Genomic DNA, 23,975 nt, shown 5'->3' with positions numbered 1-23,975 from the left:
GATGCCACGCTAACCCCGCTGCGCCGCGATTTCCCTTGGGATGCGGACGCACAGGCCAAGCTGGACGAGATCGTGGCGACACACCCGATCCTGACCCGAATTTCTGCCGCAAAAACGCTGCGCGACGCAGCCGAGCGTGCAGCCCTCGACGCCGGCAACGACCGGGTTGTTCTTGAAACCGTTGAGACACTGCAACCATCCACTGGAGGACGCAAATGACCGATTTTACAACAGACATGCCCCACACACGGGCCCGGTCAGCGCCACCAAAGCGCGAATACTATGCGTATTTCGCGCTGATCTTTGTCGCGACGCTTCCGCTGTGCATGTTGACGTGGGCATTGTCCGCGACACGCCGGATGGAGTTGCCCGCAAAGGGCCCATTCGCAAAGGCCTGGACACAGGCACGCATCATTACGCCGCAAATCTTCAGCGCATGATTTGCAGGCAAACAGTTTTGTCCGGCAACGGACATCCGAAGTTCATCATTCCCCCCCGGGATGATGGATTGGGGCAGAGGAAGAGCTTCTGTCGTAACCCGGCCGCGGGGGGTGCGCGGCGTCAGTATTTTATTTTGGAGACAAAACATGGCTGACAAATCTGACCTTTCTTTCACAGGTCTCACTGACGAGCAGGCCCAGGAGCTGCACGCAGTATACATGAGCGGTTTCACGATCTTCACGATCGTTGCAGTCGTTGCTCACGTACTGACGTACATCAAGCTTCCTTGGTTTAGCTGGTAGGAGAATAGCACATGGCACAGTTCTACAAGATCTGGCTGGTATTCGACCCACGCCGCGTTTTCGTGGCACAGGGCGTATTCCTGTTCTTGCTTGCAGCGATGATTCACCTCGTCCTGCTAAGCAACGAAAGCACAAACTGGTTCCAGCTCGCCTTTGGCGGAATGTAATCAGCTTTTGCTGACCTAAATCACGCTGCGGGCGGGCCAACTGATCCGCCCGTAGCAAACACCGACATTGACGATAACAGGGCGCGACCAATGGGTACGCAGGGCCTGTTAATGAATGGAGATTAGAAGATGGCACAGCTCAGCTTCGAGAGAAAATACCGGGTCCGTGGCGGGACATTGGTTGGCGGTGATCTGTTCGACTTCTGGGTGGGGCCATTTTACGTTGGCTTCTTCGGAGTCACGACGTTCTTTTTCGCCGTCCTTGGGACGATACTTATATTTTACGGGGCCAGCCAAGGCCCTACTTGGAACCCATGGTTGATTTCTATCAACCCTCCACCGCTTGAATACGGTTTGGGTGCTGCACCTTTGATGGACGGCGGGCTTTGGCAGATCATCACGATCTGCGCGATTGGCGCCTTTGTCAGCTGGCTCATGCGCGAAGTCGAAATTTGCCGTAAACTCGGCATTGGCTATCACGTACCTTTTGCCTTTGGTGTCGCCGTCTTTGCCTATGTCACGCTGGTTGTGATCCGTCCGGTTCTGTTGGGCGCATGGGGGCACGCGTTTCCCTATGGCATCTTCAGTCACCTCGATTGGGTCAATAACGTGGGCTACGCTTACGGCAACTTTCACTACAATCCGGTGCATATGATCGCGATCTCGTTCTTCTTTACCACCTGCTTTGCGCTTGCGCTTCATGGCTCGCTGGTACTGTCGGCGGTGAACCCTGGAAAAGGGCAAGAGATCAAATCACCTGACCACGAAGATACCTATTTCCGCGATCTTGTCGGCTATTCGATTGGACCGTTGGGTATTCACCGTCTGGGTCTTTTCTTGGCGCTGAGTGCGGGTTTCTGGTCTGCGATCTGTATCGTGATTTCCGGCACCATCTGGTTCGAAGAATGGATCATCTGGTGGGACTGGTACTATGAACTCCCTTGGTGGGTCGATCTGTAGGAGGATTATGAACAATGGCTGAATATCAAAACATTTTCACCCAAGTTCAGGTGCAAGGTCCTCCTGAACTTGGTATCAACCCGATGCCCGGCAACCCTGCGTCAGAGCGGGTCGGCAAAGGCAGCTTTTCAACGCTGGCTGGCTGGTTCGGTAACGCGCAGTTGGGCCCCCTTTATCTGGGTTCCTTTGGCGTCATCTCAATGGCGACTGGTCTGATCTGGTTCGTTATGGTCGGTTTGGCCTTTTGGGCACAGGCAGATTACAACCCCGCGATCTTCTTGCGGGACCTGTTCTGGCTGTCGCTTGATCCGCCCTCACCGGGGTACGGTCTAAGCATGCCACCCATGAATGACGGCGGTTACTTTATGATCGCATCGTTCTTCCTGCTGATTTCGGTTCTGACATGGTGGGTGCGTACCTACCTGCGTGCCGAAGCGCTGGGCATGGGCAAGCATGTTGCATGGGCGTTCGCCTCTGCGATCTGGCTGTTCCTTGTGTTGGGTCTGTTTCGTCCGATCCTGATGGGCGACTGGTCCGAGATGGTCCCTTACGGTATCTTCTCACACCTTGATTGGACGAACCTGTTCTCGATCACTTACGGCAACCTGTTCTACAATCCGTTCCACGCGCTGAGCATTGCGTTCCTTTATGGTTCTGCCCTGCTGTTTGCGATGCACGGGGCCACGATCCTTGCGGTTAGCCGCTTTGGTGGCGAACGCGAGATCGAGCAAATTGTAGACCGCGGCACCGCGACTGAACGTGCTGCATTGTTCTGGCGCTGGACCATGGGCTTTAACGCCACCATGGAAGGTATCCACCGCTGGGCTTGGTGGTTCGCAGTTCTGACAACGCTAACTGGCGGTATCGGAATTCTGTTGACCGGTACGGTTGTTGATAACTGGTACGTCTGGGCGCAAGTCCACGGCTACGCACCACTGAACTAAGGAGAGAGATGATGAAAAACGACAACATCCTCGAACTAAGCGAGAAGAACAGGCTATCCGCCGATATCACGCTCTTGATGCTCAAGGGCGCAGGTTATGCAGCAGTGTTCGTGCTCGCGCTTTGGTTCATTATCGCAGCGATGGCCTTTATTGGCCGGATCCTGCCAGAGGAAAGCCGTGACACGCCTGATCCGATCAACCGCTCATCAATGATGATCGAAGTGGTCGAACAAGCCGTACACGTCTGATGAAATTGGAACAGGCGGGGCGCGACGCACCGCCTGCTTCTACGCTGTAGGGCCTACCTCCCCGGCTGGCCCTTCAATGGGACTTTGTGTCCCAGTTCCCTTCCTGTTGGCTACAGGAGACGAGCGTCGCAATCGGGTCACCCCTTTTGCGACGCTTTTTTATTTTACCACAAAGGTGATGAAATGACCAATCGTCCGCATACCCCGTTTCTAGATAACGTTTCTTGCCCTGCTGATATCCGGCGGATGAACGACGCAGCAATCGCCAGCTTGGCCGATGATGTGCGCGCTGAAGTCGTGTCTGCGGTGTCTGAAACGGGTGGGCATTTGGGGTCTTCGCTGGGTGTTGTGGAATTGACGGTTGCCATTCATGCGGTGTTTGACACCCCGCGCGACAAGCTGGTTTTTGATGTTGGTCACCAATGCTACCCACACAAAGTTCTCACAGGACGCCGTGACCGCATTCGCACCCTGCGCCAAGAGGGTGGCCTGTCCGGCTTCACCAAACGCAGCGAGAGCGAATATGATCCCTTTGGTGCGGCGCATTCCAGCACTTCGATCTCTGCTGCCCTCGGGTTCACGGTCGGGCGCGATATGGGTATGCCCACAGGCGATGCAATTGCCGTGATCGGCGACGGATCGATTAGCGCGGGCATGGCTTACGAGGCAATGAACAATGCAGGCGCCGAAGGCCGCCGTTTGTTTGTCATCCTGAACGACAACGAGATGTCGATTGCCCCACCGGTTGGCGCGATGTCCAAGTATTTATCTGGCCTCTATGCATCGCCTATGGGCGAGTTGCACAAGATGGCCGAAGGGTTCGAGGCGGCATTGCCCGGTCCACTTCGTGACCACGCCCGCCGTGCGCGTAACTTGGTGACAGGCATGCAAACCGGCGGCTCTGGTACGCTGTTTGAAGAGCTTGGTTTTTCATACATCGGACCTATTGATGGCCACGACATGAACCAACTGCTGCCTGTTCTACGGGCGGCGCGCACCCGCGCGACAGGTCCAGTTCTGATCCATGTTTGCACGACTAAAGGCAAAGGCTATGCCCCTGCCGAAGACAGTGCAGATTGCGGGCATGGAGTGTCCAAATTTAACGTCGCCACTGGCGCGCAGGCGAAATCGCTGCCCAATGCGCCAAGTTATACAAAGGTGTTCGGAACAGCCTTGACCACAGAGGCCCAGTTGGATCCGACGATTGTTGCAGTCAGCGCTGCAATGCCGTCTGGAACTGGCGTCGACATTATGGGTGCGCGTTTTAAGAACCGCGTCTTTGATGTGGGCATTGCTGAACAACACGGTGTGACCTTTGCTGCTGGTATGGCTGCAAGCGGGCTCAAACCGTTTTGCGCGATTTATTCGACGTTCTTGCAGCGCGGCTATGACCAGATCGTCCATGACGTGGCCCTGCAGAACCTGCCCGTCCGCTTTGCAATCGACCGCGCTGGCCTTGTTGGTGCTGACGGTCCGACCCATGCAGGTGCATTTGATATCGGATTTATGGCGGCCCTTCCCAACATGGTTGTCATGGCCGCAGGGGACGAGTTGGAACTGATGCACATGGTCCGCACTGCTGCCGCCTATGACGGAGGTCCGATCGCTTTCCGTTATCCGCGTGGCGAAGGTGTTGGTCTAGAACTACCTGAACGTGGTGAGCTGATTGAGATTGGCAAAGGCCGCATCGTCCAAGAAGGGTCCGATGTTGCGATCTTGTCGTTCGGCGCGCATCTGTCGGAATGCCGCAAGGCCGCTGAAAAACTGGCCGCTCAAGGCGTCAGCACAACAATTGCTGATGCCCGTTTTGCCAAGCCACTGGATCGCGCGTTGATCCGACAGTTGTTACGCAATCACAAAGCGCTGATTACTGTCGAGCAAGGCGCAAAGGGCGGTTTTGGCGCGATGGTTTTGCATGATTTAGCCAATGACGGGCTGCTGGATGGACGCTGCCAAGTGCGCACAATGACACTGCCTGACCGCTATATCGACCACGCATCCCCTGATGCGATGTATGCAGATGCAGGGCTAACGGCGGTTGATATCGCTGCCACGGCAATGCAAGCGGCGGGGATTGAAATGAAGCGAGTGGGCGCACTGGTTTGACTGGAACTGTGTGCCATTAGAACCTGCAATTTCGCGCTATGCGAAGGCTGCCCTCGCAATTGTGGGGTTGGCAGCATTCCTTTTAGCAGTGGCTTGGACGCTTCTTGTTCTTTGGTTTACCAATGTTCCAATGACCATTGGTGGGTCAGGCCTGTCTCGTGACGTTATGAGAACGTTGGAAATCGGGTTCTGGACGTCTGCCTTGATCAATGGGTTTATGATGCTGACGGTTGTCAGGTACCGATGGTTGGTCGTTGCCGTTCTGTTACAGTATGTTTTCACGAAGATGGTGTTGGGGCGGCTGCCTGATTGGCACACCCTTTATTTTGTCGCAGTGCTGAGTGGTGGTTTGAGCCTGATCTTTTTTGCCAGAAGGCGCATCACACTAGCTTTACGCCGCTAAGCTGGGCGCAAGCGTTTGCTAAGATCAAGATGCTCTAGCGCTGCGATAATCCGCGCTTCTACCTCTGCAGGAGGCAGTTGCACGGGCAGTGGTGGCACTGCGTCTGTCAGCCCAAGGTGGCGTGCGATGGTGTATGCCACACGAATGCTGCCATAGGCTTGAACCTCGGTCCAAAGCGGTTGAAGCGCGGCTTGCAGCTTTGCTGTCAGATCAACATCGCCCGATTGCGCCGCTTTGGTCAGGGCCATTGCCGGCTTTGGCAAGGTCCCCCCGATCGCGGTATACCAAGCGTCCGCACCTGCCAAAAGTCCCGCTGCACATCCCCAATCGGCACTATAACCAATGGCAAAATCATGCGGCAAAGCTGCGCGTAATTGCGCCAGATCATCTGCTATTTCACCTGCCGGAAGCGGCATCTTCACAGCCTGAATGTTGGGGATGTCTGCTAGTCGCTGCAACAAAGGTAGGGAGAAATTAAAGTGCGTCGTGCCAGGATTGTTGTAGATGCTGATCGGAAGGTCTGTGGCCTTGGCGACGGTTTCAAAATGCGCGAAAGCCTCGTCCTGCGTCAGTGGTGTGTAGGACACGGGTGCGAGCAATAATGCGTCTGCCCCTGCTACTTGAGCGTCTTGCGCATAAGCCACGACATCATCCGTTCGCAATGCGCCAACACCAACGATCAGTGGGGTGTTCGTGAGAGTGGCGACTGCGGCTTTGATTGCGCGCAGGCGCTCAGCGCGCGACAGATATGCGTAGCTGCCAGTGCTGCCTAATAACCCGATCGAGTTCACTTTTGCGTCCTCTAATCGTGTGATCAAGTGGCCAAGCGTGTCGGTATCGACTTCGCCTGATGCGTTGCAAGGCGTGATCGGGAAAGCTGAAAGACCGTGGAACATGGACATGGGATGAACCTTTTTTACAGAGGGCCGGTTTGGAACAGCCAGACTTTGATGCCGCCATGCGGTATGGCAGCGCCTTTGGGTTTGAACGGCAGGCCAGTGGCTTTGGCCAGTCCAGTTTCACTGGTGACGATGCCAACGCGCCAGCCGCCAAAGCGTTCGCGCAAGGTTTCGCCAAGTGATGCGTAAAGCCCGTAAAGCAGTTTGGGATTGCCGATGCGCCCACCGTAAGGCGGGTTGCATATGATCAGCCCAGTGGGGCCGTCGGGTCGCGCAACATCCGAGGCGCTGAGGTTTTCAAAGCTGATATGATCCGCGACGCCCGCACGTTCCGCGTTGGCGCGGCTCATCCGGACAGCACCTGCATCGCGGTCGCTGCCGTAGAAATGTTGGGTGACGGGCTTTGTGTCTTCACCCATCTTGCGCAGAATGCTCCAGCGGCCCGCATCGAAATTGGCGAGTTGCATGAACGCGAAATCACGGCTGCGCCCGGGCAAAAGCCCTGCGGCCATTTCTGCGGCTTCGATCAGAAACGTGCCAGAGCCGCACATCGGGTCCAGCACAGGTTCCGCCCCGTCATAGCCACATTCGCGCAGCATCAAGGACGCCAGTGTTTCGCGCATTGGCGCTTTGCCAACCGCTTCTTTGTGGCCGCGTTTGTGCAGGCTTTCACCTGACGTATCTATGCTGATGGTCACGCGATTGTCGTCGATGCGCACTTTGACCGTAAGCGGGGCATCGGCGCTGATCGTCATACCGTGACTGTCTTTGAGTGCTGTTTCGATCCGCTGGGTCGCGGCACCCGCATGGTAAATCTTGGATTTCTTCGAAGTCGTGACCTCGACCCGCACAGGAATATCTGTGCGCAGGATGTCACCCCAAGGAAACTTGCGTGCGCGCTTGTCTAGCTGTGCCAGGTGGAACGCCATAAAACTGCCAACGCGCGCCAGAATACGGCTTGCCCCGCGCATCACCAGATTGGCGCGCCAGACGTCTTCCCAATTGCCGGTGGTTGTTACGCCGCCTTGGGTGCGTGCGGCATCTACAAATCCATTCGCAAGCGCTTCGGAAAACAAAGCGTCCTCGAATCCGGGGGTGGCAACCATAAAGATTTCAAAGGTGTCTTCCATGCCGCCTGCATAGTGGTGAACGCTGCGCGTTCCAAGCGCCGTCTTATGTGGGTGCCGCTTCGGGTTTTGGCTTGGGCTTTGCGATCCCTTCCAGCGCTTTAAGTGGTCGACGCACGGCCTCGGTTAATCCCGGCCTTGTGGGGGCAACTGATTGTTTGCTGACTTCGACGATTAGCACACCACCTGCGGCGACGATGGGTATCTTGTGGCCAACGCGCTCAAGAAAATCTGCTGATTTACGCCAGATTTTGCGGTTAGAAGGTGGCTGATAAAGCGTCGACATTGTGCGTTCAGTCACAAACTGGTGCTTGCGCAATTGTGCCTCGAGCTGGCTAAGCGAATAGGGTCTGCCAAAGCCAAAAGGGGTCGCGTCCGACCGCGACCAAAGTCCTGCGCGGTTTGGCACGATGATCACGGCCTTTCCCCCGGGTCCAAGAACGCGCCATGCTTCGTCCAAAATCATCGACGGTTGCTCGGTCGTCTCGAGCCCGTGCAGCATCACCAACTTATCGACTTTGCCGGTTTCAATCGGCCAAAGCGTATCTTCGCACAGCACACTGACATTTTTGCCATCCGCAGGCCAAGGCATCACACCTTGCGGACCGGGCATGAGGCCAATCACGCGGCGCGCATCCTTTAGGAATGGGCGCAGCAACGGTAACGCAAAACCAAAACCCACGACCATCTGGCCCTTTGCTTCAGGCCACATCGTCGTCAATTCGTCACGGATCACCTTTTGCGCCGCACGCCCCAAGGCGCTGCGGTAATAAAAATCTCGCAGATCCAAAACGTCGAGATGCATTGCGGTTTACGGCTCCTTGGGCAAAGCTATGTAAAGAGCATAACAATGCGGAGCGGTAATTCCATGACAAAGACAGCAGCGGTCGAAATGGTTGTGGTGCCGTGCTTGCGCGATAACTACGCGTTCTTGGTCCACAACAGGGCGACGCAGCAAACTGCGCTGATCGATGCACCCGAGGCGGCGCCTATTCAAGCGGTGCTTGATGGGCGTGGGTGGACGTTGTCGGATATTTTGATCACCCATCACCACGATGATCACATTGACGGTGTGGGTGCATTGCGCAAAGGCGCGCGCGTGATTGGGGCCAAGGCGGATGTCCACCGCTTGCCTGACCTCGACCTTGCCGTGCAAGACGGTGACGAGGTCACGGTTTGCGGCCAAACAACGCATGTCTTGGATGTGTCTGGCCACACGGTTGGGCATATTGCGTTTCACATGCCGGACGCGGGATTTGCTTTCACCGCAGATAGTCTGATGGCGCTGGGTTGCGGACGCTTGTTCGAGGGCACGCCCGCGCAAATGTGGGAAAGCATGCAAAAGTTGCGTGCGCTGCCCGATGATACGCTCATTTGTTCGGGTCATGAATATACAGAAAGTAACGCCCGTTTCGCCGCATCCCTTGACCCAGACAATCGCGACCTTATCTCTCGTATCAAGGGGATCGCAGCGGCACGTGCTGCTGGCCAAGCAACGGTCCCATCAACGCTAACCCTAGAAAAGCGCACAAACCCGTTTTTGCGTGCTGATCTTCCAGAATTCAAATCTGTCATGGGCATGGCCGACGCATCTGCTGTGGATGTGTTTACGAAAGTGCGTGCCCTGAAAGACAGGTTTTAGCCGTGATCACGATCGGTCAGGGCTAAAAAAGTGAAGAAAACTTGGACATCACGTGTTTTGTGATGCTGAAATGAAAAAAAGTCCTTGAAGGTTGGGGAATAAAACCAAACCTTAAGACTAACAGGCCACGGTTGGTACGTGTATGACACGGCCCGACCCCCGATATGAAGGAGCACTGACGTGCCATCATTTTCGACCACATTAGAGCAGTCCATTCATGGCGCACTTGCGCTGGCCAATGAACGCAAACACGAACTTGCCACGCTAGAGCATTTGCTTTTGGCATTGATCGACGAACCTGACGCTGCGCGCGTCATGCGCGCGTGTTCGGTGAATTTGGATGATCTGCGCAAGGATCTAGAGGATTTCATCGGCGATGATCTTTCAACATTGATCACAGATGTCGAAGGCTCTGAAGCTGTGCCAACGGCCGCTTTCCAGCGCGTGATCCAGCGCGCCGCAATCCATGTGCAGTCGTCTGGTCGCAACGAAGTGACCGGCGCAAATGTGCTGGTTGCGATCTTTGCAGAGCGTGAAAGCAATGCTGCCTATTTCTTGCAAGAGCAGGACATGACCCGCTACGACGCGGTGAACTTTATCGCCCACGGTGTCGCCAAGGACCCCGCATTTGGGGAAGCGCGTCCTGTCACGGGTTCGCCCGAGGAAAGCGAGACAATTGCACCCGGTGAGGGCGATGCAAAAGAAAGCGCGCTTGCGAAATACTGTGTTGATTTGAACGCGAAGGCCACGAAGGGTGATGTTGATCCCCTGATTGGCCGCGCCCACGAGGTCGAGCGTTGCATCCAGGTGCTTTGCCGCCGCCGCAAGAACAACCCGCTATTGGTGGGTGATCCGGGCGTGGGTAAAACTGCGATTGCCGAAGGTTTGGCCTTTAAGATCGTCAACGGTGAAACACCCGAAGTGCTGTCCAAAGCGACGATCTACTCGCTGGATATGGGCGCGTTGCTGGCCGGCACACGCTACCGCGGTGATTTCGAGGAACGCCTGAAGGCCGTGATGACCGAAATGGAAGATCACCCTGATGCGGTGCTGTTCATTGACGAAATCCACACAATCATTGGCGCTGGTGCGACTTCTGGTGGGGCAATGGATGCGTCCAACTTGCTGAAACCTGCGTTGCAGGGTGGCAAGTTGCGCTGCATGGGATCAACCACTTACAAGGAATTCCGCCAGCACTTTGAAAAGGATCGCGCGCTTGCGCGTCGTTTCCAAAAGATCGACGTGACAGAGCCTTCGGTCCCTGATGCAATCAAGATTTTGCAGGGCCTCAAGCCCTATTTCGAAGAGCATCACAGCATCAAATACACGGCTGATGCGATCAAAATGGCTGTGGAACTGTCCGCACGCTATATCAATGATCGCAAGCTGCCCGACAAAGCGATCGACGTGATTGACGAAGCAGGTGCTGCCCAGCATTTGGTCGCGGAATCGAAGCGCCGCAAGACAATCGGCGCAAGAGAGATCGAGAATGTCGTCGCCAAGATTGCCCGCATTCCCGCCAAGAACGTGTCCAAGGACGATGCAGAGGTGCTGCGCGATCTTGAAAAATCGCTAAAGCGGGTGGTCTTTGGCCAGGATGCCGCAATCGAAGCGTTGTCATCGGCGATCAAACTGGCCCGCGCTGGACTGCGCGAACCTGAAAAGCCGATTGGTAACTATCTGTTCGCAGGTCCAACTGGCGTGGGTAAAACCGAAGTAGCCAAGCAATTGGCGGACACTTTGGGTGTTGAATTGATGCGTTTTGACATGTCCGAATACATGGAAAAGCACGCGGTTTCGCGCCTTATTGGTGCACCTCCGGGCTATGTCGGCTTTGATCAAGGTGGCATGCTGACCGACGGTGTCGATCAGAACCCGCATTGCGTCTTGTTGCTGGACGAAATGGAAAAGGCGCACCCTGACGTCTATAATATTCTGTTGCAGGTCATGGATCACGGCAAACTGACGGATCATAACGGACGGACAACTGATTTCCGCAACGTGATCATCATCATGACGTCGAACGCAGGCGCATCAGAGATGTCGAAAAACGCGCTCGGCTTTGGCCGTGAAACGCGTGAAGGCGAAGACACTGCGGCGATTGAACGGACGTTTACGCCTGAATTCCGCAACCGTCTGGATGCGATCATCAGCTTTGGCGCATTGCCCAAGCCGGTCATCATGCAGGTTGTCGAAAAGTTCGTGCTTCAGCTCGAGGCGCAGTTGATCGATCGCAATGTCCACATCGAGCTGACAAAAGGTGCGGCTGAATGGCTTGCTGATAAAGGCTACGATATCAAAATGGGTGCGCGCCCGCTTGGTCGCGTCATTCAGGAACATATCAAAAAGCCGCTCGCCGAAGAGCTATTGTTCGGCAAGTTGGTCAAAGGTGGGATCGTGAAAGTTGGCGTCAAAAAAGGCGCGCTTGATCTGACGTATGAAGCACCTGCGCAGGGTCGGATATCTGGCGGAGGCGATAAGCCACCGCTTTTGACGGCAGACTAGACTAGGCGCAGATACAGAAAATTAGGCCCGCAATTGTTTCAATTGCGGGCCTTTTTCATGCGCTGTAGAGAAAGCTATCTTTCAGTCAGCTTCAATTCAATCCGACGGTTCTGCGCGCGTGCTTCCGGCGAATCGAGCGGGTTCAAAGGTTGAAATTCGCCAAACCCGTTGGCTGCCAAACGGCTTGGATCAATTGCCAGATCTTCGGACATGAACCGGACGACGGATAATGCGCGCGCTTGGCTTAATTCCCAGTTATCGGCAAAACGGCTATTGCTGCCCACGGGTATGTTGTCGGTGTGCCCGTCAACGCGGATGACCCAATCAATCCCTGCGGGAATATCGTCGGCGATGCTGCGCAGGATATCCGCGATATTGGCGATTTCAGCTTCGCCTGCCGGGGCAAGGGTCGCACTGCCAGGTTCGAAAAGGACTTCGGACGCAAAGATAAAGCGGTCGCCTTCGATGCGAATGCGGTCTTGGCCTTCCAGGATTTCGCGTAATTCGCCAAAGAAGTTTGATTTAAACCGGGCAAGATCGGCGGCTTCGGCGGTCAACCTTTCGGCCTCTTCTTCAAGGCGTGCTTTTTCGGCTTCTAGCCTGATGCGTTCTGCTTCTTCCAACGCGCGCCGCTGCCGTTCTTCGGATACCACGCGGGCAAGGGCGGTGTTCAGCTGCGAACCAAGCGTTTCGATCTGCACCTGCGCTTCGATATCTGCTTCTTCGGCAAGATTTAGCAACGACTGCAGGTTGCCGACCTGCGTGCGCAATTCCGTAATCTGTTCGTTTAATAGCGCCACCTGACGTTGGCTTTCGGCAGAAAGCGCTTCTTCTTGGGCCAGTTGATCGTTGGCTAACGCAAGCAATTCGGCCTGAAGCTGCGCTTCGGTGGCTTGCAGATTTTCACTATCTTCTAGCAGTGCCAGCCGCGCGCGGACCTGTGCCAGCTCGAACGCCAATGTTTCGTTTTCGCCCGCAAGTGATCCGCGCAAGCTGTCCAGTTCCGCTTGGGCAGCGCGCGCCGCAGCCAGCAGCGTCAGTGTTTGCTCAGCCTCAAGGCGCTGCCGTTCCAGATTCAGGGTCATTGCAGTAAGTTCGGTATCAGCATTTGCCAAACGTTCGCGCAAAGCCTCTGCAGCGGCGAGATCGGTCAACGCTTCTGCCTCTAACGTGGTGATGGCTTCGGTCTTTTCAATCCCTTCTGCCTCCAAATCCGCGACCAAGGCCTCTAGCGCTTCGCGTCTTGCGGCCGCCAGCCGTGCCGCCTCGACCCCTTCGTCGACTTCAGAGCGGGCTTGTGCCAAGGCAAGGTTGAGCGCGTCCTGTTGGGACAATAGCTGCGCTTGTTCGGCTTCCAGTCTGGCAATGTTGTCCAAGGCGCGGCTGCGTTCACTTAACAATCCCGCAACTTGCGCCTCGAACTGGGTGATGTCGTTTTGGGCTTGGGCGAGCACCTGATCTTGGGCTTCGCGTTCGGCAATCAACGCGGCGATGCGGCTCGATTGCAGGGCGGCTTCTGCGTTTGCTGCGTCAAGGTCAGACGAAAGTGACGCACTGCGATCTTGTTCTAGCCCAAGGGTCGCGGCGAGTGCTGCAACTTCGCCACTGAGCACATCAAGTTCGTTTTCCTGTCCGGTGATTTGCTGCCGCAAGACGAATTGGATAACCATAAAGATGGTCAGCACAAACATTAAAACCAGCAAAAGCCCCGTCATCGCATCGACGAATCCCGGCCAGATCGCGTTTTGAAAGCGGTTAGATGATCTGCGGCTTAGCGCCATGGATCAGCCTCTGCCTTTGATTGCGTTGGTTAGATTGACGATGTCACCACGCAGGTCACTGATGCTTTCTTGCCTACCGGCTGACATTTCCTCGAGTATTCGCAGCAGTTGGACATCGATTGACCGCAAACGCATCCGGCTTTCGGCGTCGATGCCTTCCATACCGTTATCATCCAACTTTTGGATTAATGCTTCTTGGCCGGCGGCCACTCTGTCCAAGAGCGCCGTGTTTGCATTGGCGTTACTATTCTGTGCCATCAACTCTAGCGCAGCGGCGAGGCTGGCAAAGCGCTGGTCATTCTCAGTTCTGTCTCCCGCGTTCTGGCCCATCATCATGTTCATCGTATCGATAACTTCGGCCAGCTGGTCGACGAATGCCCCCATCGCACCCATATCGGTGCTGGACCCTTCTTCACCATCGACGCCGATGCGCGTGATCGTCGATAGCCATTCTTCAAGTTCACGGTAGAAACGGTTTTGTCCGTGCCCAGCGAAAAGTTCTAGCAGGCCGACGATTAGTGATCCTGCAAGCCCTAAGAGAGAGCTGGAAAACGCCGTACCCATGCCGCCCAACTGCGCCTCTAGACCGGACTGCAGTCGGCCAAATATGTCGGCACCAGATTCGCCTTCGCCCGGATTCAGGGATCGAATTGTTTCAACGAGCGCCGGAACAGTTGTTGCCAATCCGTAGAATGTTCCTAAAAGTCCAAGGAAAATCAATACATTGCCGATGTACCGCGTGATTTCACGGTCTTCGTCGATACGCTGTGCGACGGAATCGAGGATCGACCGACCAGACGAAGATGACACTTGCGTGCGCGCTCCGCGGGATCGCAGCAATGTCGCAAGGGGCGCCAAAAGTGAAGGTGCCGCACTGTAGGAGTGCCCGCCCGCGTCACGCGCAAAGCGTTCGATCCAGCGCACGGAATTCATCAACAAAAAGACTTGGTTGAAGCATGACAACACGCCAAGAACGAAAACGCCGAGGATGAATCCGTTTAGATATGGGTTCGATTTGTAGATCGCCGTGATTTGTTCCAGTCCCAGATAAAAACCGGCACCGATCAACCCAAGTACGATCAACATGAATAGCAGTTGCCGAATGGGCTGTGAAAATTGTGGCTGTACCTTAGGCGCCCTTTTGTCCGACACGGATGGCAGTCCTTATATTGTGTTGCTGCATTGTCTGCATAACACCATATGGATGAATTCCCACAAACCCAATGAAAATCGGAAGAGGGTTATGTTGCTTGTAGGGCACGCACACGCTGGGCCAGCCAATCCATATCATCGTCACGAATAGACAGTTCGTTCAAATGGTCAGCAGTGTTGAAAAGATATTCCGTATTTGGACCACGCCCACCTACGGCCTGCGCGATGATCTGCGCCTGCTTTTCAAGATCGAATTGGCAATATTGCACATGGTCGCGGCTGATGATGTAGGCCAGCGCTTGAATGGTTCCGCCGTCTTCGGTGATCAGCGGAACAGTGTCTTCATAATAGGCCGAAGAGACCAGTTCGCGTTCGCGCAACATCGCAAGGACATCTGCTTCTTCCTCCTCTGCGACCTGAAACGCTACGCCAGTGCATTGCCCGCCGGCGCGGGTATCCAGCGCAAGCACCAGACCTGGGTCTTCTTCGGAACCGCGGTGGTGGATCGATAACATGCAAAAACTGCGGTGATAGTCGTGCAGGCATGCTTTGACTTTTGCTTTGGGCGTAAACCCTGGGTTCCACAAAAGTGAACCATATCCAAAAACCCAAAGTGCCATACCGATTTCCTTTATCCTGACGTCCATAAACACCGGATTGATCAGAACGAAAAGGGGTTAGCTCACTTGGATCAAATCGCCAAAGATGGCTGCAGCGTGGTCTTGCAGGTAAATCCGCAGCCACGGTGTGTAGTGATCGGGGTGCCGCGCCACATCGGCACTGAGGTCATAGAAATCAACCCAGCGTGTGTTCATCACTTCGTCAGGGTTTAGTTTGATCTTGAGGTCGTTTGGCGCGTCGGCGACAAAAACCTGCACGACTTCATGTTCGATCAACCCGCCGCCAACGTCAGAGCGATATTCGATCTGGTCGCGGTGCGCAGGATAAAGGCCGGTGATCCCAAGTTCTTCGTCCAGGCGGCGAACGGCGCAATCGGTTGCGTCTTCGTCCCATTCGGGGTGCGTGCAACAGGTGTTCGCCCAAAGGCCGGGCGTGTGGTATTTTCCCATCGCGCGTTGTTGGATCAACACGCGCCCACGGTTCATGACGAATATGCTGACGGCCTTGTGCTTCAGACCGCGCACATGCGCGTCCAGCTTTTCGATAGGTTGCAGCACACCGTTGTCCCAGGCCGGGATCATGATCGTCATGTGCGCAGCGGCGACACCAGTCGCGTCAAATGCGCCAGGTTCTTGATGCCAATTTTGAGGTGTGCCATTGGACGGGCCTTTACCAGTTTCTTGTTCATATACGCTTCAAACGTAAGCTTTTGCACGTCAACATCGTGACACAGCGATACAAAGCGTTCGCGGCGTTCGTCACTCCGATAATAGGCGTTTTGCATGGCGCCCAAAACACGGAACACCTGTTTGTGTTCGCGCATGAACAGTTTGCGGGCCAGTTGCAAATCTTTTACGCGACCTGACGCCAAAGTAGCCGCTGCTGCAGTGGCCGCCACGCGCCCGCCAACCATCGCATAATAGATGCCTTCGCCCGATGACGGGGCAACAACGCCAGCCGCATCCCCCGCGAGGACCACGTCTTTGCCATTGTCCCAGCAATCAAGTGGTTTGAGCGGGATTGGCGCGCCCTCTTTGCGGATCGTTTTGCAGTCCGTCAGACCAGATACCGCACGCAGATCAGCGGTAGCCTTTTTGACGTCGACTGATTTGATCATGGATCCCATGCCGACGCTGGCCTGCTGCCCGTGCGGGAAAACCCAGCCATAAAAGTCAGGAGAGATTTTGCCATCGTAGATGACGTCGCAGCGTGCGGGATCATAAGTCAGGTTGCGCTCTGGGGCTTCGATAATCTCGTGATAGGCGATCACATACGGGATTTTTTCACCATCTTTGATTTCTGTGCGGGCTACGTTAGAACGCGCCCCGTCTGCGCCGATGACCAGCTTGGTTTTCAGCTTCATGGCGTTGCCGCTTACCTTGTCACGGTAGATAACATGGGTGCCGTCTGCGTCGCGTTCGATTTTTGTGAACGTACCGATGTAGCGGTGCGCGCCTGCCTCTTTTGCGCGGTTGCGCAGGAATTCGTCGAAATGCTCGCGATCAACCATGCCGACAAAGCCATTTTCAATCGGGATGTCCACTTGGCGTCCTGTCGGCGAAATCATGCGCGCAGTGTTCACCTTGGCGACGATCTGTTCTTCGGGGATAAAGAAATCTTCGATCAGGCGCGGTGGCACGGCGCCGCCGCAGGGTTTGATCCGCCCATCACGATCAATGAATGCTACCTTGTGGCCAGAGCGAGCGAGGTCTTCTGCGGCGGTGGCACCGGATGGGCCTGCGCCTACGATAACGACATCATATTGCATTGATCATTCTCCTGGAACGAGTGTTGCGGACGGCATTTTGCGGTCCATAATTTTGGCGGCCATAGCTGCGGCGGCAATGAAAAGGGCGGCTTCGGCGATAAAGACGATGCCAAAGGCTTGGGTGTCGCTCATGCTGAAGCGTAATAAATCGACCATCCCTGCGCCGACCAGCCCGCCAAACCCAGCGGCGATTGCTTGTGCCGCGCCCCAAAGACCCATGCGCGTGCCTTCGCGGCGTGCTGCACCTTGGGCGGCGAGCGCCATCATGGAGCCGATAGCTGCAACTGCGAACATGCCGTTGAAGAACCCCAAAAGGACGACGGCAGGTACAAGAGGTGCGCTTGGCCCGATGGGGCCAAGGAATGTGATCAGGATCAGCGCGAGTGCTGATCCAACGCAACCCGTCATGACCCAATTGCGCAATGCCCCGATTTTTAGACCAGTAGCGAGGATGCCAACGGATAGCATACCAAGGAAGACGCCACCGTTCTGAGCGCCCGATAGTGATGTCGATTGTCCGGGGGTGAACCCGAAGACCAGACCTGCATAGGGCTCTAGGATCAGTTCTTGCATGAAATATGCGGTCATCGATAGAAAGACGAAGATGGTAAAGTTGCGTGCTTTGCGCTCGCTCCAGACTTCTTTCAGGCCTTGGCGGAAAGGCGTTGGGTCGGGCTCGCGAATTGCGATCAGGTTCCGCTCGATCCGCCAAACGGCGATGCAGGTGACCAATGTCGCAATGCTAACGACAATGCCAACGATCTTGATCAGCAAAGCTGGCGAATAGGGATCAATGAATTGACCAACGGTGCCTGCGGTTGCCGCAATTCCAAAGATCATCATCAGCCATGTGATTGTTGCTGCAGCCGCGCGGCGGTGCGGGGCAGTGGTTGTTGCCAGCAATGCCAGCAATGATGTGCCGGATGCGCCAACACCAAGGCCGATCAGCGTGTAGGCCACGATTGACACGGCCAGTCCCATTGCAAAGGATTCCGGGAAGATTGGCAAAGCGCAGGCGGCCATGAATGCCCCGAAAGCCAGCGCCAGCATGCCGCCGATAATCCAGCGCGTGCGGTGCCCGCCTGTGTCAGAATAAAAGCCCCAATGGGGTCGTGTCAGTTGGATTCCATAGTGCAGTCCGACCAACAAGCCGGGTAGGATTGCGGGCAACGAAAGTTCGACCACCATAAGGCGGTTTAGCGTCGATGTTGTCAGCACAACGATCGCGCCCAGCGCCATTTGCACAAAGCCAAGTCGGAATATCTGGAACCAAGTGAGCGTCAAATCAGCCTCCTATCGTGCGCAAAGCGACAGCGGCGATCATCATGCCGCTGATGTAAAACAAAATACCCATCCCTTGGTACCAAGGGGTTTTGCCTTCGGGGTTGCGTAGCAAAACCCGCATTGCCCCCAATTGAACGGCGAGCATCGCTATAACGCCTAGCGCGTGGAACGGCTTGTCCCAGTATGTCAGCAAAGCAATCACCAAGACCTGTGGAACGGCCATAATCCAGCACGCAACCCGCGCAGCCCGATCCGGCCCCAATGTGACCGGCAGGGACCGCAGACCCATTGCACGGTCACCTTCAATCGCCTTGAAATCGTTCAAAGTCATAATCCCGTGCGCGCCCAATCCATATAAAACGGCAATGACAATTACCTCGCTACTGGGTGCCCCTGCGGCCAAAACTGCGGCGCCGGTGATCCAGGGCAGCGTCTCGTAGGCGAGCCCGCAAAGGCCCGGCCCCCACCAACCAGATTTCTTGGCGCGGATCGGTTCAGCAGAGTAGGCCCAAGCTGCTGCAATCGCCAAAAGCGTCGCACCAAACCCCCATGGGCCAAGTTGGTAACCAAGAATAGCCCCGACAACAGTCATAACGAGCGCGATGTATAACCCCCAGCGCCCCGGTATCTGGCCTGATGGAATCGGCCGGTCGGGCTCGTTGATGGCGTCTACATGACGGTCGCACCAATCGTTCGCCGCTTGCGACATACCGCAGACAACCGGACCTGCCAGAATAACCCCAAGAGCCACCAAAAACCAATGATCAGAAGGGCTTGCGCCGGATGAAACAACGCCGCAAAGGTAGGCCCACATGGGTGGAAACCACGTAACAGGTTTGACCAAACGCAGCATCGCGCGTGGTTGCGGCCAGCGGTGATCAGTTGATGTGATCTGTATGTTAGAAGCGGCGCTCATATTGTCAGTCTAAATTGACAACTTTATTTGAACAAGTGTAAATTAAAGTTGACACTGTGCTATCTTGTCACTCCTGCGAGATGTTCATTTTACGTAGATTTTTAGCATTAAGGTCGCTTTTACCCCTGCTGACATATTCCCTACCTCGGGTAGAAAAAGGGGTGTCGAAATGCCTGCGAAACCGAACGCGCCTATCATCATCAAACGTAAAAAGGTGATCGTGGCAGGCGGCCACCATGGCGGCGCTTGGAAAGTGGCGTACGCCGATTTTGTGACTGCGATGATGGCATTTTTCATGTTGATGTGGCTGCTGAATGCGACGACCGAACAACAGCGCAAGGGCCTGGCTGACTACTTTTCACCGACCATTCCGATCAACCGAATATCCGGGGGCGGTTCTGGCGCGTTTGGCGGCGACAATATTTTTACCGAACAAACGCTTGCCCAAAGCGGGACGGGCACCAGTCAGCCGACTGTTGGCATGAATCCTGTCCAATCAGAAAGTGACGCAGATGCGGATGCGGCGGCGGCCGCACAAGTCGCCGCTTTGCGCGATATCGAGGCAGTTTTGATGGGGCAAGGTGGCGAAAGCATGGTGTCTGATCAGGCCCTACGTCATATTATCACGCGCCTCACCGACGAGGGGTTGGTGATTGAACTTTATGATCTGCCCGACGTCACGCTTTTTGTCGGCGAAACCACCACGCCTAATCCGGTTACGGCAGAACTGGCAAATGTCCTCGCACGTCTCTTTCTGGCGGTGCGCAATCCGGTCGCGATCGAAGCGCACTTGAGGGCGAAATCCGTGCTGCACATCAACTATCCGGTCTGGGAAATCTCAACCGGGCGGGCTGAGCAGATGCGCCGGATGATCGAAGCAGGGGGACTTGATCCGCGGCGTATCACCCGCATGACAGGTGGTGGCGATCGTGAACCGGCCGTGCGTGATGGCACTGCGCCGCGCAACAACCGGCTTGAGATCGTTTTGCTGCGTTCTGACATCTGAATTTTCATTCATATTCTATGTATTAGGGGCACGTTAAGATTGCGGCCTTATGAATACATGAACGACAGCTTCATGATCGATGCAGAAAGGCTCTATTAATGACGATTTCCTCTTCCCTGAACGCGAGTGTTGCAGGCCTTGCGGCCAACGCATCGCGCCTTGCGACGATTTCCGACAACATCTCGAACTCCTCTACCTATGGCTACAAGCGCGCAGTGACAGATTTTCAGGCGATGGTGATCGAAAGCGGCCAAGGGACATATTCTGCAGGCGGTGTTCGCACAACAACGACGCGCTTGATTGATGAACGAGGGGCATTGGTTTCCACGTCAAATCCGACTGACCTTGCGGTCCGAGGGCGCGGAATGTTGCCAGTAACGTCAGAGGCATCGGTTGCGATCGGCAATGGTGAAAACCCTTTGTTTTTGACAACGACAGGGTCGTTCCGGCCTGATGCGCAAGGGTATCTGCGCACCCCTGGCGGACTTGTTTTGATGGGCGTGCCAGCCGCACCTGATGGGACGATCCCAAATTATCCACGCGATTCGATAGATGGGCTTGTGCCGGTTCAAATTAACGCGAACCAGTTCGCGGGCGAGGCAACGACTCGTGTTGATCTGACCGTGAACTTGCCTGCGACATCGACCAGAGAAGATTCCGCAGGAGAAATAGAAACACTCTCGGTCGAATATTTCGATAATTTGGGGGCGTCCTCGAACTTGAATTTTACGTTCATACCAAACGTGCCAGTGACGGGCGCGTCGAATGAATGGACAATGCGCATCCGGGATAGTGAATCTGACATAGATGCGAACGGGATCCCAGATATTGTCGGCGAGTATACGCTGACATTTGATGCAACACGTGGCGGGGGTGGGACCCTTGCAAACGTTGATCTTGCTGATCCATTGGCCCCGATCGGTGGTGGATATGATCCGTTGACCGGTGCGCTTACGATTGCCGTTGATGGTGGCCCGATGGAGATCAATATCGGAGAGCTTGGCAGCTCAATTGGGCTGACACAGCTATCTGATGCTTTTGCGCCCGTTTCGATTTCAAAGAATGGAACGCCAGTTGGCAGTCTGACTTCAATCGAAGTCGATCAGAACGGTTTTGTTCGGGCATCATTTGATATTGGGATCAACCGCGTCTTGTATCAAATTCCTTTAGTAGATGTTCCCAACGTCAACGGGCTAGAAACACTTGATCAACAAAGTTACCGGGTTACGCCGGATAGCGGGTCCTTTTTCCTGTGGGATGCGGGTGATGGGCCAACCGGCGACATTGTAGGATTTGCGCGCGAAGAATCTGCGACCGATGTGGCCGGTGAATTGACCGAGTTGATCCAAACCCAGCGCGCATATTCATCGAATGCAAAAGTGATTCAGACGGTTGAGTTATCTTTGGCAGAACTGACTTCTTTGCCGGTAGAAATCATAGATTGTGTCTTGGACAAGTCGTTGTTGATCGACTTAAGCGTTTGCAGCGCGACCATCGCGCTGTTGTTGGTCAGAATGCTGGACATAAAAATGTTCCTTTGGATGCGGCGCTTTGCGCCAATTGTATTCAGGAATCCGCAGAAAATGCGGCTTGAAGCGTCATTCTGACGAAGTTGATCAAGGGCAATTACCGGCGATCGTGCTGTTCTAGCGATGCGCTCTTTAAACCCACTCAACCTGAACAAGTGATTAATCACTTAGCGCCGGATAAGGAAAATTTGATTGAAATTACGCTTTCTTTTCAACGGTTTTCTGCGCCTTTGATGTCAAAGTCATCTTGCCGAAAGGATCATAGGTCGTCAGCACGTCACGTACATCTTCAAGCGCTTCGACCCGCTTGCGTGCCGTTTCAACGCCGCGCAGCGCGGCGGCAATCAAGCTCTGGTTTTCGCTCAACCGTGATTTGAGTGTTTGCAGTACCTTTTTGGACGGCGGTGTTCGGGCTAAATGTTGCAAGCAACGTTCTTTAGTCACTGCAATTTCAGCCAACGCATCATAGCGCGCGCCAAGCAATGCGTGCCGTTCATCCGCTAGAATCGCGAATAACTGTGTCAGTGTATTATCCGCCATTGAGGCGTACTTTCATCGCTTCAAATAGTGCTTCTGCCAGTCCGATGCCCCCGGATTTGGCCATTTCTTTAGCCTGTGCTTCTCGCAGGAATGAAGAGAATTGTTCTTCGCCCTTTCCGCCGCCAAACGAATCACGCGGGGTGACAAGTCCCGCGGATTTCAACATTTCTGATAGAAATGTGGCTTCCAGTTTTTGCGCCGCATCGCGAAGTTTTGTGTCGGCTTGTATATAGTCAGGCAGGGGCGATGCCTGACGGGGTGGCGGTAAGATAGGGATCGTTGTCATCGGATTCTCCGTCGTGCATTTTTTGCGAAATTGACGGAGAGCCGTAAACATTCAGTAAGTTTTTTGCGGCAATACTCGGAAAACAGAGATTCTTTCGGAGAGCCGATGAACCCACTATCGATCATAGAACCGGCAGCAAATGCTGCCGCATCACCTTCGCGCCTTATCAAAGAGGGTAAGGCGCAGGAAGTTTCTGTGCTTTTTGCGGCGCTTGTTGAACTTGTAGGTCCCAAACCTGAGACGATGGTCTTGCCTGCAGACAGCACTGTCGTGCCTGTGCCGTCCAGTTTGGATGATCTTGATATCGATCCCCAGAGCCCAGCCGTGCAGACTGAAGCCGCGGACACCATGGCTACCTTGTCTATACCAATGCCGCAGAAAGAGGTTCCAAAGTCAACAAATGGTGTGCTTGATGCGCCGCGCCACGCACTGTCGCCGCACCCTCAACGCGCGAGCAGTCCAGAGAAATCCATAGATGGCAATCCGGCACCGGCGCCTCCCGCACCTCTCGCCAAGGGTGCGGATCCCGCGCCCTTAATATCGGTGGGCTTGTCTTCGGCCCAATCAATGGTCGAAGGGCGCATTTTGAAATTGCCAAAGATCGTCATGGGACAAGCAGGTGAAAAGCCGGAGGTTCGAACAGAGATTCCAGCAAAAGCAAAGCAATCGAGTCAGGCTGGCGGGCCATTTCAGCCGGCTGCGACGTCTGTAAACCAATCAATTCCAAAGCCCGCAGCGACGCTTGCGCAAATGCCTGAACCGGTCACCCCACGTGCACGGAACATGCAAGAGCGAGTAACATCAGGGGTATCTCATTTGCATCCAACCAATGCGGCAGCTTTGGTACCAGCGTCGTTTACTGTCGCCGCACAGCCAATCGTGGCGAAGACGCAAGGCATCACGGCCGGGGTTGTCGAAATTAGCGAGCCCACCGTCAAAGGGTTGGAGCAGGACGGACTACCTGGCCTTGCTGGCCCAGATCGCACAGCTACTACAGTTTCGGCGGCCAACAGTGTGATGGCGGCAGCGCCTGAAACCGCGCGACATGCGGCACATCAGATTGCGACTGCAATTGTTCAGGCGAATGGCAAAGCAACCGAAATCCTGCTTAATCCAGATGAGTTGGGGCGGGTGCGCATGTCGATGTCGGCAGTGGATGGCAACTTGACGCTAGTGGTTTTGGCAGATCGTCCCGAGACACAAGAACTGTTGCGCCGTCATATCGACGTCTTGGCGCAAGAGTTTAAGGCTCTGGGATATGATAGTGTGTCGTTCACTTTCAATGCGGATGGGCAGTCCGGCACAGATGGCGCCAATGACGAATCCGACGGCGATCCGACGGCAACAA

24 protein-coding genes and 2 pseudogenes are annotated in these 23,975 nt (G+C 55.0%); 13 read left to right on the top strand and 13 right to left on the bottom strand.

Features of this window, described 5'->3' with window-relative positions:
* From QZ197_RS05555 to dxs, 8 genes are all read left to right on the top strand, one after another.
* A partial coding sequence (locus QZ197_RS05555; protein WP_296430879.1) for a PCP reductase family protein occupies window positions 1–219 on the top strand: 219 nt, incomplete at its 5' end.
* Entirely contained in the window at window positions 216–440 is a 225-nt protein-coding gene (gene pufQ, locus QZ197_RS05550) for a cytochrome PufQ (protein ID WP_296430877.1), read from the top strand. The genes QZ197_RS05555 and pufQ, both read left to right, overlap by 4 nt.
* A gap of 147 nt (window positions 441–587) precedes the next feature.
* Window positions 588–743: a light-harvesting antenna LH1, beta subunit gene (gene pufB, locus QZ197_RS05545; RefSeq protein ID WP_008231906.1), complete on the top strand. Its 156-nt coding sequence runs from the start codon at window positions 588–590 to the stop codon at window positions 741–743.
* Window positions 744–754: 11 nt separating this feature from the next.
* Window positions 755–910, top strand: coding sequence for a light-harvesting antenna LH1, alpha subunit (gene pufA / locus QZ197_RS05540; protein WP_019954421.1), 156 nt, complete (start codon window positions 755–757; stop codon window positions 908–910).
* Between the two features lie 129 nt (window positions 911–1,039).
* Window positions 1,040–1,870, top strand: coding sequence for a photosynthetic reaction center subunit L (gene pufL / locus QZ197_RS05535; protein WP_296430875.1), 831 nt, complete (start codon window positions 1,040–1,042; stop codon window positions 1,868–1,870).
* Between the two features lie 14 nt (window positions 1,871–1,884).
* A complete protein-coding gene (gene pufM / locus QZ197_RS05530; protein ID WP_296430873.1) occupies window positions 1,885–2,814 on the top strand; it encodes a photosynthetic reaction center subunit M in 930 nt (309 codons plus the stop codon).
* An 11-nt stretch (window positions 2,815–2,825) separates the two neighbouring features.
* Window positions 2,826–3,062, top strand: a complete 237-nt coding sequence (pufX, locus tag QZ197_RS05525; RefSeq protein ID WP_296430871.1) for an RC-LH1 core complex protein PufX — start codon at window positions 2,826–2,828, stop codon at window positions 3,060–3,062.
* A gap of 183 nt (window positions 3,063–3,245) precedes the next feature.
* The gene (gene dxs, locus QZ197_RS05520; protein WP_296430869.1) at window positions 3,246–5,168 is read left to right on the top strand and encodes a 1-deoxy-D-xylulose-5-phosphate synthase; all 1,923 of its coding nucleotides are present in this window, start codon (window positions 3,246–3,248) and stop codon (window positions 5,166–5,168) included.
* Between the two features lie 399 nt (window positions 5,169–5,567).
* Here the strand turns inward: dxs and QZ197_RS05515 are convergent, their stop codons facing one another.
* From QZ197_RS05515 to QZ197_RS05505, 3 genes are read right to left on the bottom strand one after another with little or no spacing between them, the layout of a single operon-like run.
* Window positions 5,568–6,473: a dihydrodipicolinate synthase family protein gene (locus tag QZ197_RS05515; RefSeq protein ID WP_296430867.1), complete on the bottom strand. Its 906-nt coding sequence runs from the start codon at window positions 6,471–6,473 to the stop codon at window positions 5,568–5,570.
* 14 nt (window positions 6,474–6,487) lie between these two features.
* Complete coding sequence (locus tag QZ197_RS05510; RefSeq protein WP_296430864.1) at window positions 6,488–7,600, bottom strand: N-6 DNA methylase; 1,113 nt, start codon at window positions 7,598–7,600, stop codon at window positions 6,488–6,490.
* 43 nt (window positions 7,601–7,643) lie between these two features.
* Complete coding sequence (locus QZ197_RS05505) at window positions 7,644–8,402, bottom strand: methyltransferase domain-containing protein (RefSeq protein WP_296430862.1); 759 nt, start codon at window positions 8,400–8,402, stop codon at window positions 7,644–7,646.
* Between the two features lie 63 nt (window positions 8,403–8,465).
* On the opposite strand from QZ197_RS05505, the gene gloB reads away from it, so the two are divergent.
* Window positions 8,466–9,239 carry a hydroxyacylglutathione hydrolase gene (gloB, locus tag QZ197_RS05500; RefSeq protein ID WP_272146549.1) on the top strand — a complete coding sequence of 258 codons (774 nt, stop codon included), beginning with the start codon at window positions 8,466–8,468 and terminating at the stop codon, window positions 9,237–9,239.
* A 180-nt stretch (window positions 9,240–9,419) separates the two neighbouring features.
* Complete coding sequence (gene clpA, locus QZ197_RS05495; RefSeq protein WP_272146548.1) at window positions 9,420–11,744, top strand: ATP-dependent Clp protease ATP-binding subunit ClpA; 2,325 nt, start codon at window positions 9,420–9,422, stop codon at window positions 11,742–11,744.
* A 74-nt stretch (window positions 11,745–11,818) separates the two neighbouring features.
* Here the strand turns inward: clpA and QZ197_RS05490 are convergent, their stop codons facing one another.
* From QZ197_RS05490 to chlG, 7 genes are all read right to left on the bottom strand, one after another.
* The gene (locus tag QZ197_RS05490; protein WP_296430858.1) at window positions 11,819–13,525 is read right to left on the bottom strand and encodes a peptidoglycan -binding protein; all 1,707 of its coding nucleotides are present in this window, start codon (window positions 13,523–13,525) and stop codon (window positions 11,819–11,821) included.
* Window positions 13,526–13,528: 3 nt separating this feature from the next.
* Window positions 13,529–14,611, bottom strand: coding sequence for a biopolymer transporter ExbB (locus QZ197_RS05485; protein WP_272146201.1), 1,083 nt, complete (start codon window positions 14,609–14,611; stop codon window positions 13,529–13,531).
* A gap of 155 nt (window positions 14,612–14,766) precedes the next feature.
* The gene (locus tag QZ197_RS05480; protein WP_272146199.1) at window positions 14,767–15,297 is read right to left on the bottom strand and encodes a gamma-glutamylcyclotransferase; all 531 of its coding nucleotides are present in this window, start codon (window positions 15,295–15,297) and stop codon (window positions 14,767–14,769) included.
* A gap of 57 nt (window positions 15,298–15,354) precedes the next feature.
* Window positions 15,355–15,888, bottom strand: coding sequence for an isopentenyl-diphosphate Delta-isomerase (idi, locus tag QZ197_RS05475; RefSeq protein ID WP_272146197.1), 534 nt, complete (start codon window positions 15,886–15,888; stop codon window positions 15,355–15,357).
* Complete coding sequence (locus tag QZ197_RS05470; protein ID WP_272146194.1) at window positions 15,885–17,066, bottom strand: geranylgeranyl diphosphate reductase; 1,182 nt, start codon at window positions 17,064–17,066, stop codon at window positions 15,885–15,887. Before QZ197_RS05470 ends, idi begins: the two co-directional genes overlap by 4 nt.
* Before the next feature lie 3 nt (window positions 17,067–17,069).
* Window positions 17,070–18,350, bottom strand: a complete 1,281-nt coding sequence (locus QZ197_RS05465) for a BCD family MFS transporter (protein ID WP_296430855.1) — start codon at window positions 18,348–18,350, stop codon at window positions 17,070–17,072.
* A 1-nt stretch (window position 18,351) separates the two neighbouring features.
* The gene (chlG, locus tag QZ197_RS05460) at window positions 18,352–19,266 is read right to left on the bottom strand and encodes a chlorophyll synthase ChlG (RefSeq protein WP_272146190.1); all 915 of its coding nucleotides are present in this window, start codon (window positions 19,264–19,266) and stop codon (window positions 18,352–18,354) included.
* 169 nt (window positions 19,267–19,435) lie between these two features.
* On the opposite strand from chlG, the gene QZ197_RS05455 reads away from it, so the two are divergent.
* Both QZ197_RS05455 and QZ197_RS05450 read left to right on the top strand, forming a co-directional pair.
* Window positions 19,436–20,272: a flagellar motor protein MotB gene (locus QZ197_RS05455; protein WP_272146187.1), complete on the top strand. Its 837-nt coding sequence runs from the start codon at window positions 19,436–19,438 to the stop codon at window positions 20,270–20,272.
* Between the two features lie 98 nt (window positions 20,273–20,370).
* Window positions 20,371–21,669, top strand: a pseudogene (locus QZ197_RS05450) (flagellar hook-basal body complex protein); the annotation flags it as partial.
* On the opposite strand, the pseudogene QZ197_RS16105 reads toward QZ197_RS05450, so the two are convergent.
* From QZ197_RS16105 to QZ197_RS05440, 3 genes and pseudogenes are all read right to left on the bottom strand, one after another.
* Window positions 21,660–21,797, bottom strand: a pseudogene (locus QZ197_RS16105) (flagellin); the annotation flags it as partial. The pseudogenes QZ197_RS05450 and QZ197_RS16105 sit on opposite strands and share 10 nt — an antisense overlap.
* 202 nt (window positions 21,798–21,999) lie before the next feature.
* Window positions 22,000–22,341, bottom strand: a complete 342-nt coding sequence (locus tag QZ197_RS05445; RefSeq protein ID WP_272146183.1) for a hypothetical protein — start codon at window positions 22,339–22,341, stop codon at window positions 22,000–22,002.
* On the bottom strand, window positions 22,331–22,627 hold the full coding sequence (locus QZ197_RS05440; RefSeq protein WP_272146182.1) for a rod-binding protein: 297 nt from the start codon (window positions 22,625–22,627) through the stop codon (window positions 22,331–22,333). The genes QZ197_RS05445 and QZ197_RS05440 overlap by 11 nt, the downstream gene beginning before the upstream one ends.
* Before the next feature lie 105 nt (window positions 22,628–22,732).
* Between QZ197_RS05440 and QZ197_RS05435 the strand changes: the two genes are divergently transcribed.
* Window positions 22,733–23,975 (top strand): flagellar hook-length control protein FliK (locus QZ197_RS05435; RefSeq protein ID WP_296430850.1); only part of this gene is annotated, 1,243 nt, incomplete at its 3' end.

Origin of the sequence: Yoonia sp. (genome assembly GCF_017854415.1) — a bacterium.
In the GTDB taxonomy this organism is placed as follows: Bacteria; Pseudomonadota; Alphaproteobacteria; order Rhodobacterales; family Rhodobacteraceae; genus Yoonia.
The sequence above is the reverse complement of the archived record's forward strand: the minus strand, read 5'-3'. Positions and strand labels throughout refer to the sequence as shown.

Bases quoted from the DNA above. Each gene is read 5' to 3' on its own strand.
- pufQ (WP_296430877.1), top strand. From the start codon at position 216: ATGACCGATTTTACAACAGACATGCCCCACACACGGGCCCGGTCAGCG.
- pufB (WP_008231906.1), top strand. From the start codon at position 588: ATGGCTGACAAATCTGACCTTTCTTTCACAGGTCTCACTGACGAGCAG.
- pufA (WP_019954421.1), top strand. From the start codon at position 755: ATGGCACAGTTCTACAAGATCTGGCTGGTATTCGACCCACGCCGCGTT.
- pufL (WP_296430875.1), top strand. From the start codon at position 1,040: ATGGCACAGCTCAGCTTCGAGAGAAAATACCGGGTCCGTGGCGGGACA.
- pufM (WP_296430873.1), top strand. From the start codon at position 1,885: ATGGCTGAATATCAAAACATTTTCACCCAAGTTCAGGTGCAAGGTCCT.
- pufX (WP_296430871.1), top strand. From the start codon at position 2,826: ATGAAAAACGACAACATCCTCGAACTAAGCGAGAAGAACAGGCTATCC.
- dxs (WP_296430869.1), top strand. From the start codon at position 3,246: ATGACCAATCGTCCGCATACCCCGTTTCTAGATAACGTTTCTTGCCCT.
- QZ197_RS05515 (WP_296430867.1), bottom strand. From the start codon at position 6,473: ATGTCCATGTTCCACGGTCTTTCAGCTTTCCCGATCACGCCTTGCAAC.
- QZ197_RS05510 (WP_296430864.1), bottom strand. From the start codon at position 7,600: ATGGAAGACACCTTTGAAATCTTTATGGTTGCCACCCCCGGATTCGAG.
- QZ197_RS05505 (WP_296430862.1), bottom strand. From the start codon at position 8,402: ATGCATCTCGACGTTTTGGATCTGCGAGATTTTTATTACCGCAGCGCC.
- gloB (WP_272146549.1), top strand. From the start codon at position 8,466: ATGACAAAGACAGCAGCGGTCGAAATGGTTGTGGTGCCGTGCTTGCGC.
- QZ197_RS05490 (WP_296430858.1), bottom strand. From the start codon at position 13,525: ATGGCGCTAAGCCGCAGATCATCTAACCGCTTTCAAAACGCGATCTGG.
- QZ197_RS05485 (WP_272146201.1), bottom strand. From the start codon at position 14,611: ATGTTGATCGTACTTGGGTTGATCGGTGCCGGTTTTTATCTGGGACTG.
- QZ197_RS05480 (WP_272146199.1), bottom strand. From the start codon at position 15,297: ATGGCACTTTGGGTTTTTGGATATGGTTCACTTTTGTGGAACCCAGGG.
- idi (WP_272146197.1), bottom strand. From the start codon at position 15,888: ATGACGATCATGATCCCGGCCTGGGACAACGGTGTGCTGCAACCTATC.
- QZ197_RS05470 (WP_272146194.1), bottom strand. From the start codon at position 17,066: ATGCAATATGATGTCGTTATCGTAGGCGCAGGCCCATCCGGTGCCACC.
- chlG (WP_272146190.1), bottom strand. From the start codon at position 19,266: ATGAGCGCCGCTTCTAACATACAGATCACATCAACTGATCACCGCTGG.
- QZ197_RS05455 (WP_272146187.1), top strand. From the start codon at position 19,436: ATGCCTGCGAAACCGAACGCGCCTATCATCATCAAACGTAAAAAGGTG.
- QZ197_RS05445 (WP_272146183.1), bottom strand. From the start codon at position 22,341: ATGGCGGATAATACACTGACACAGTTATTCGCGATTCTAGCGGATGAA.
- QZ197_RS05440 (WP_272146182.1), bottom strand. From the start codon at position 22,627: ATGACAACGATCCCTATCTTACCGCCACCCCGTCAGGCATCGCCCCTG.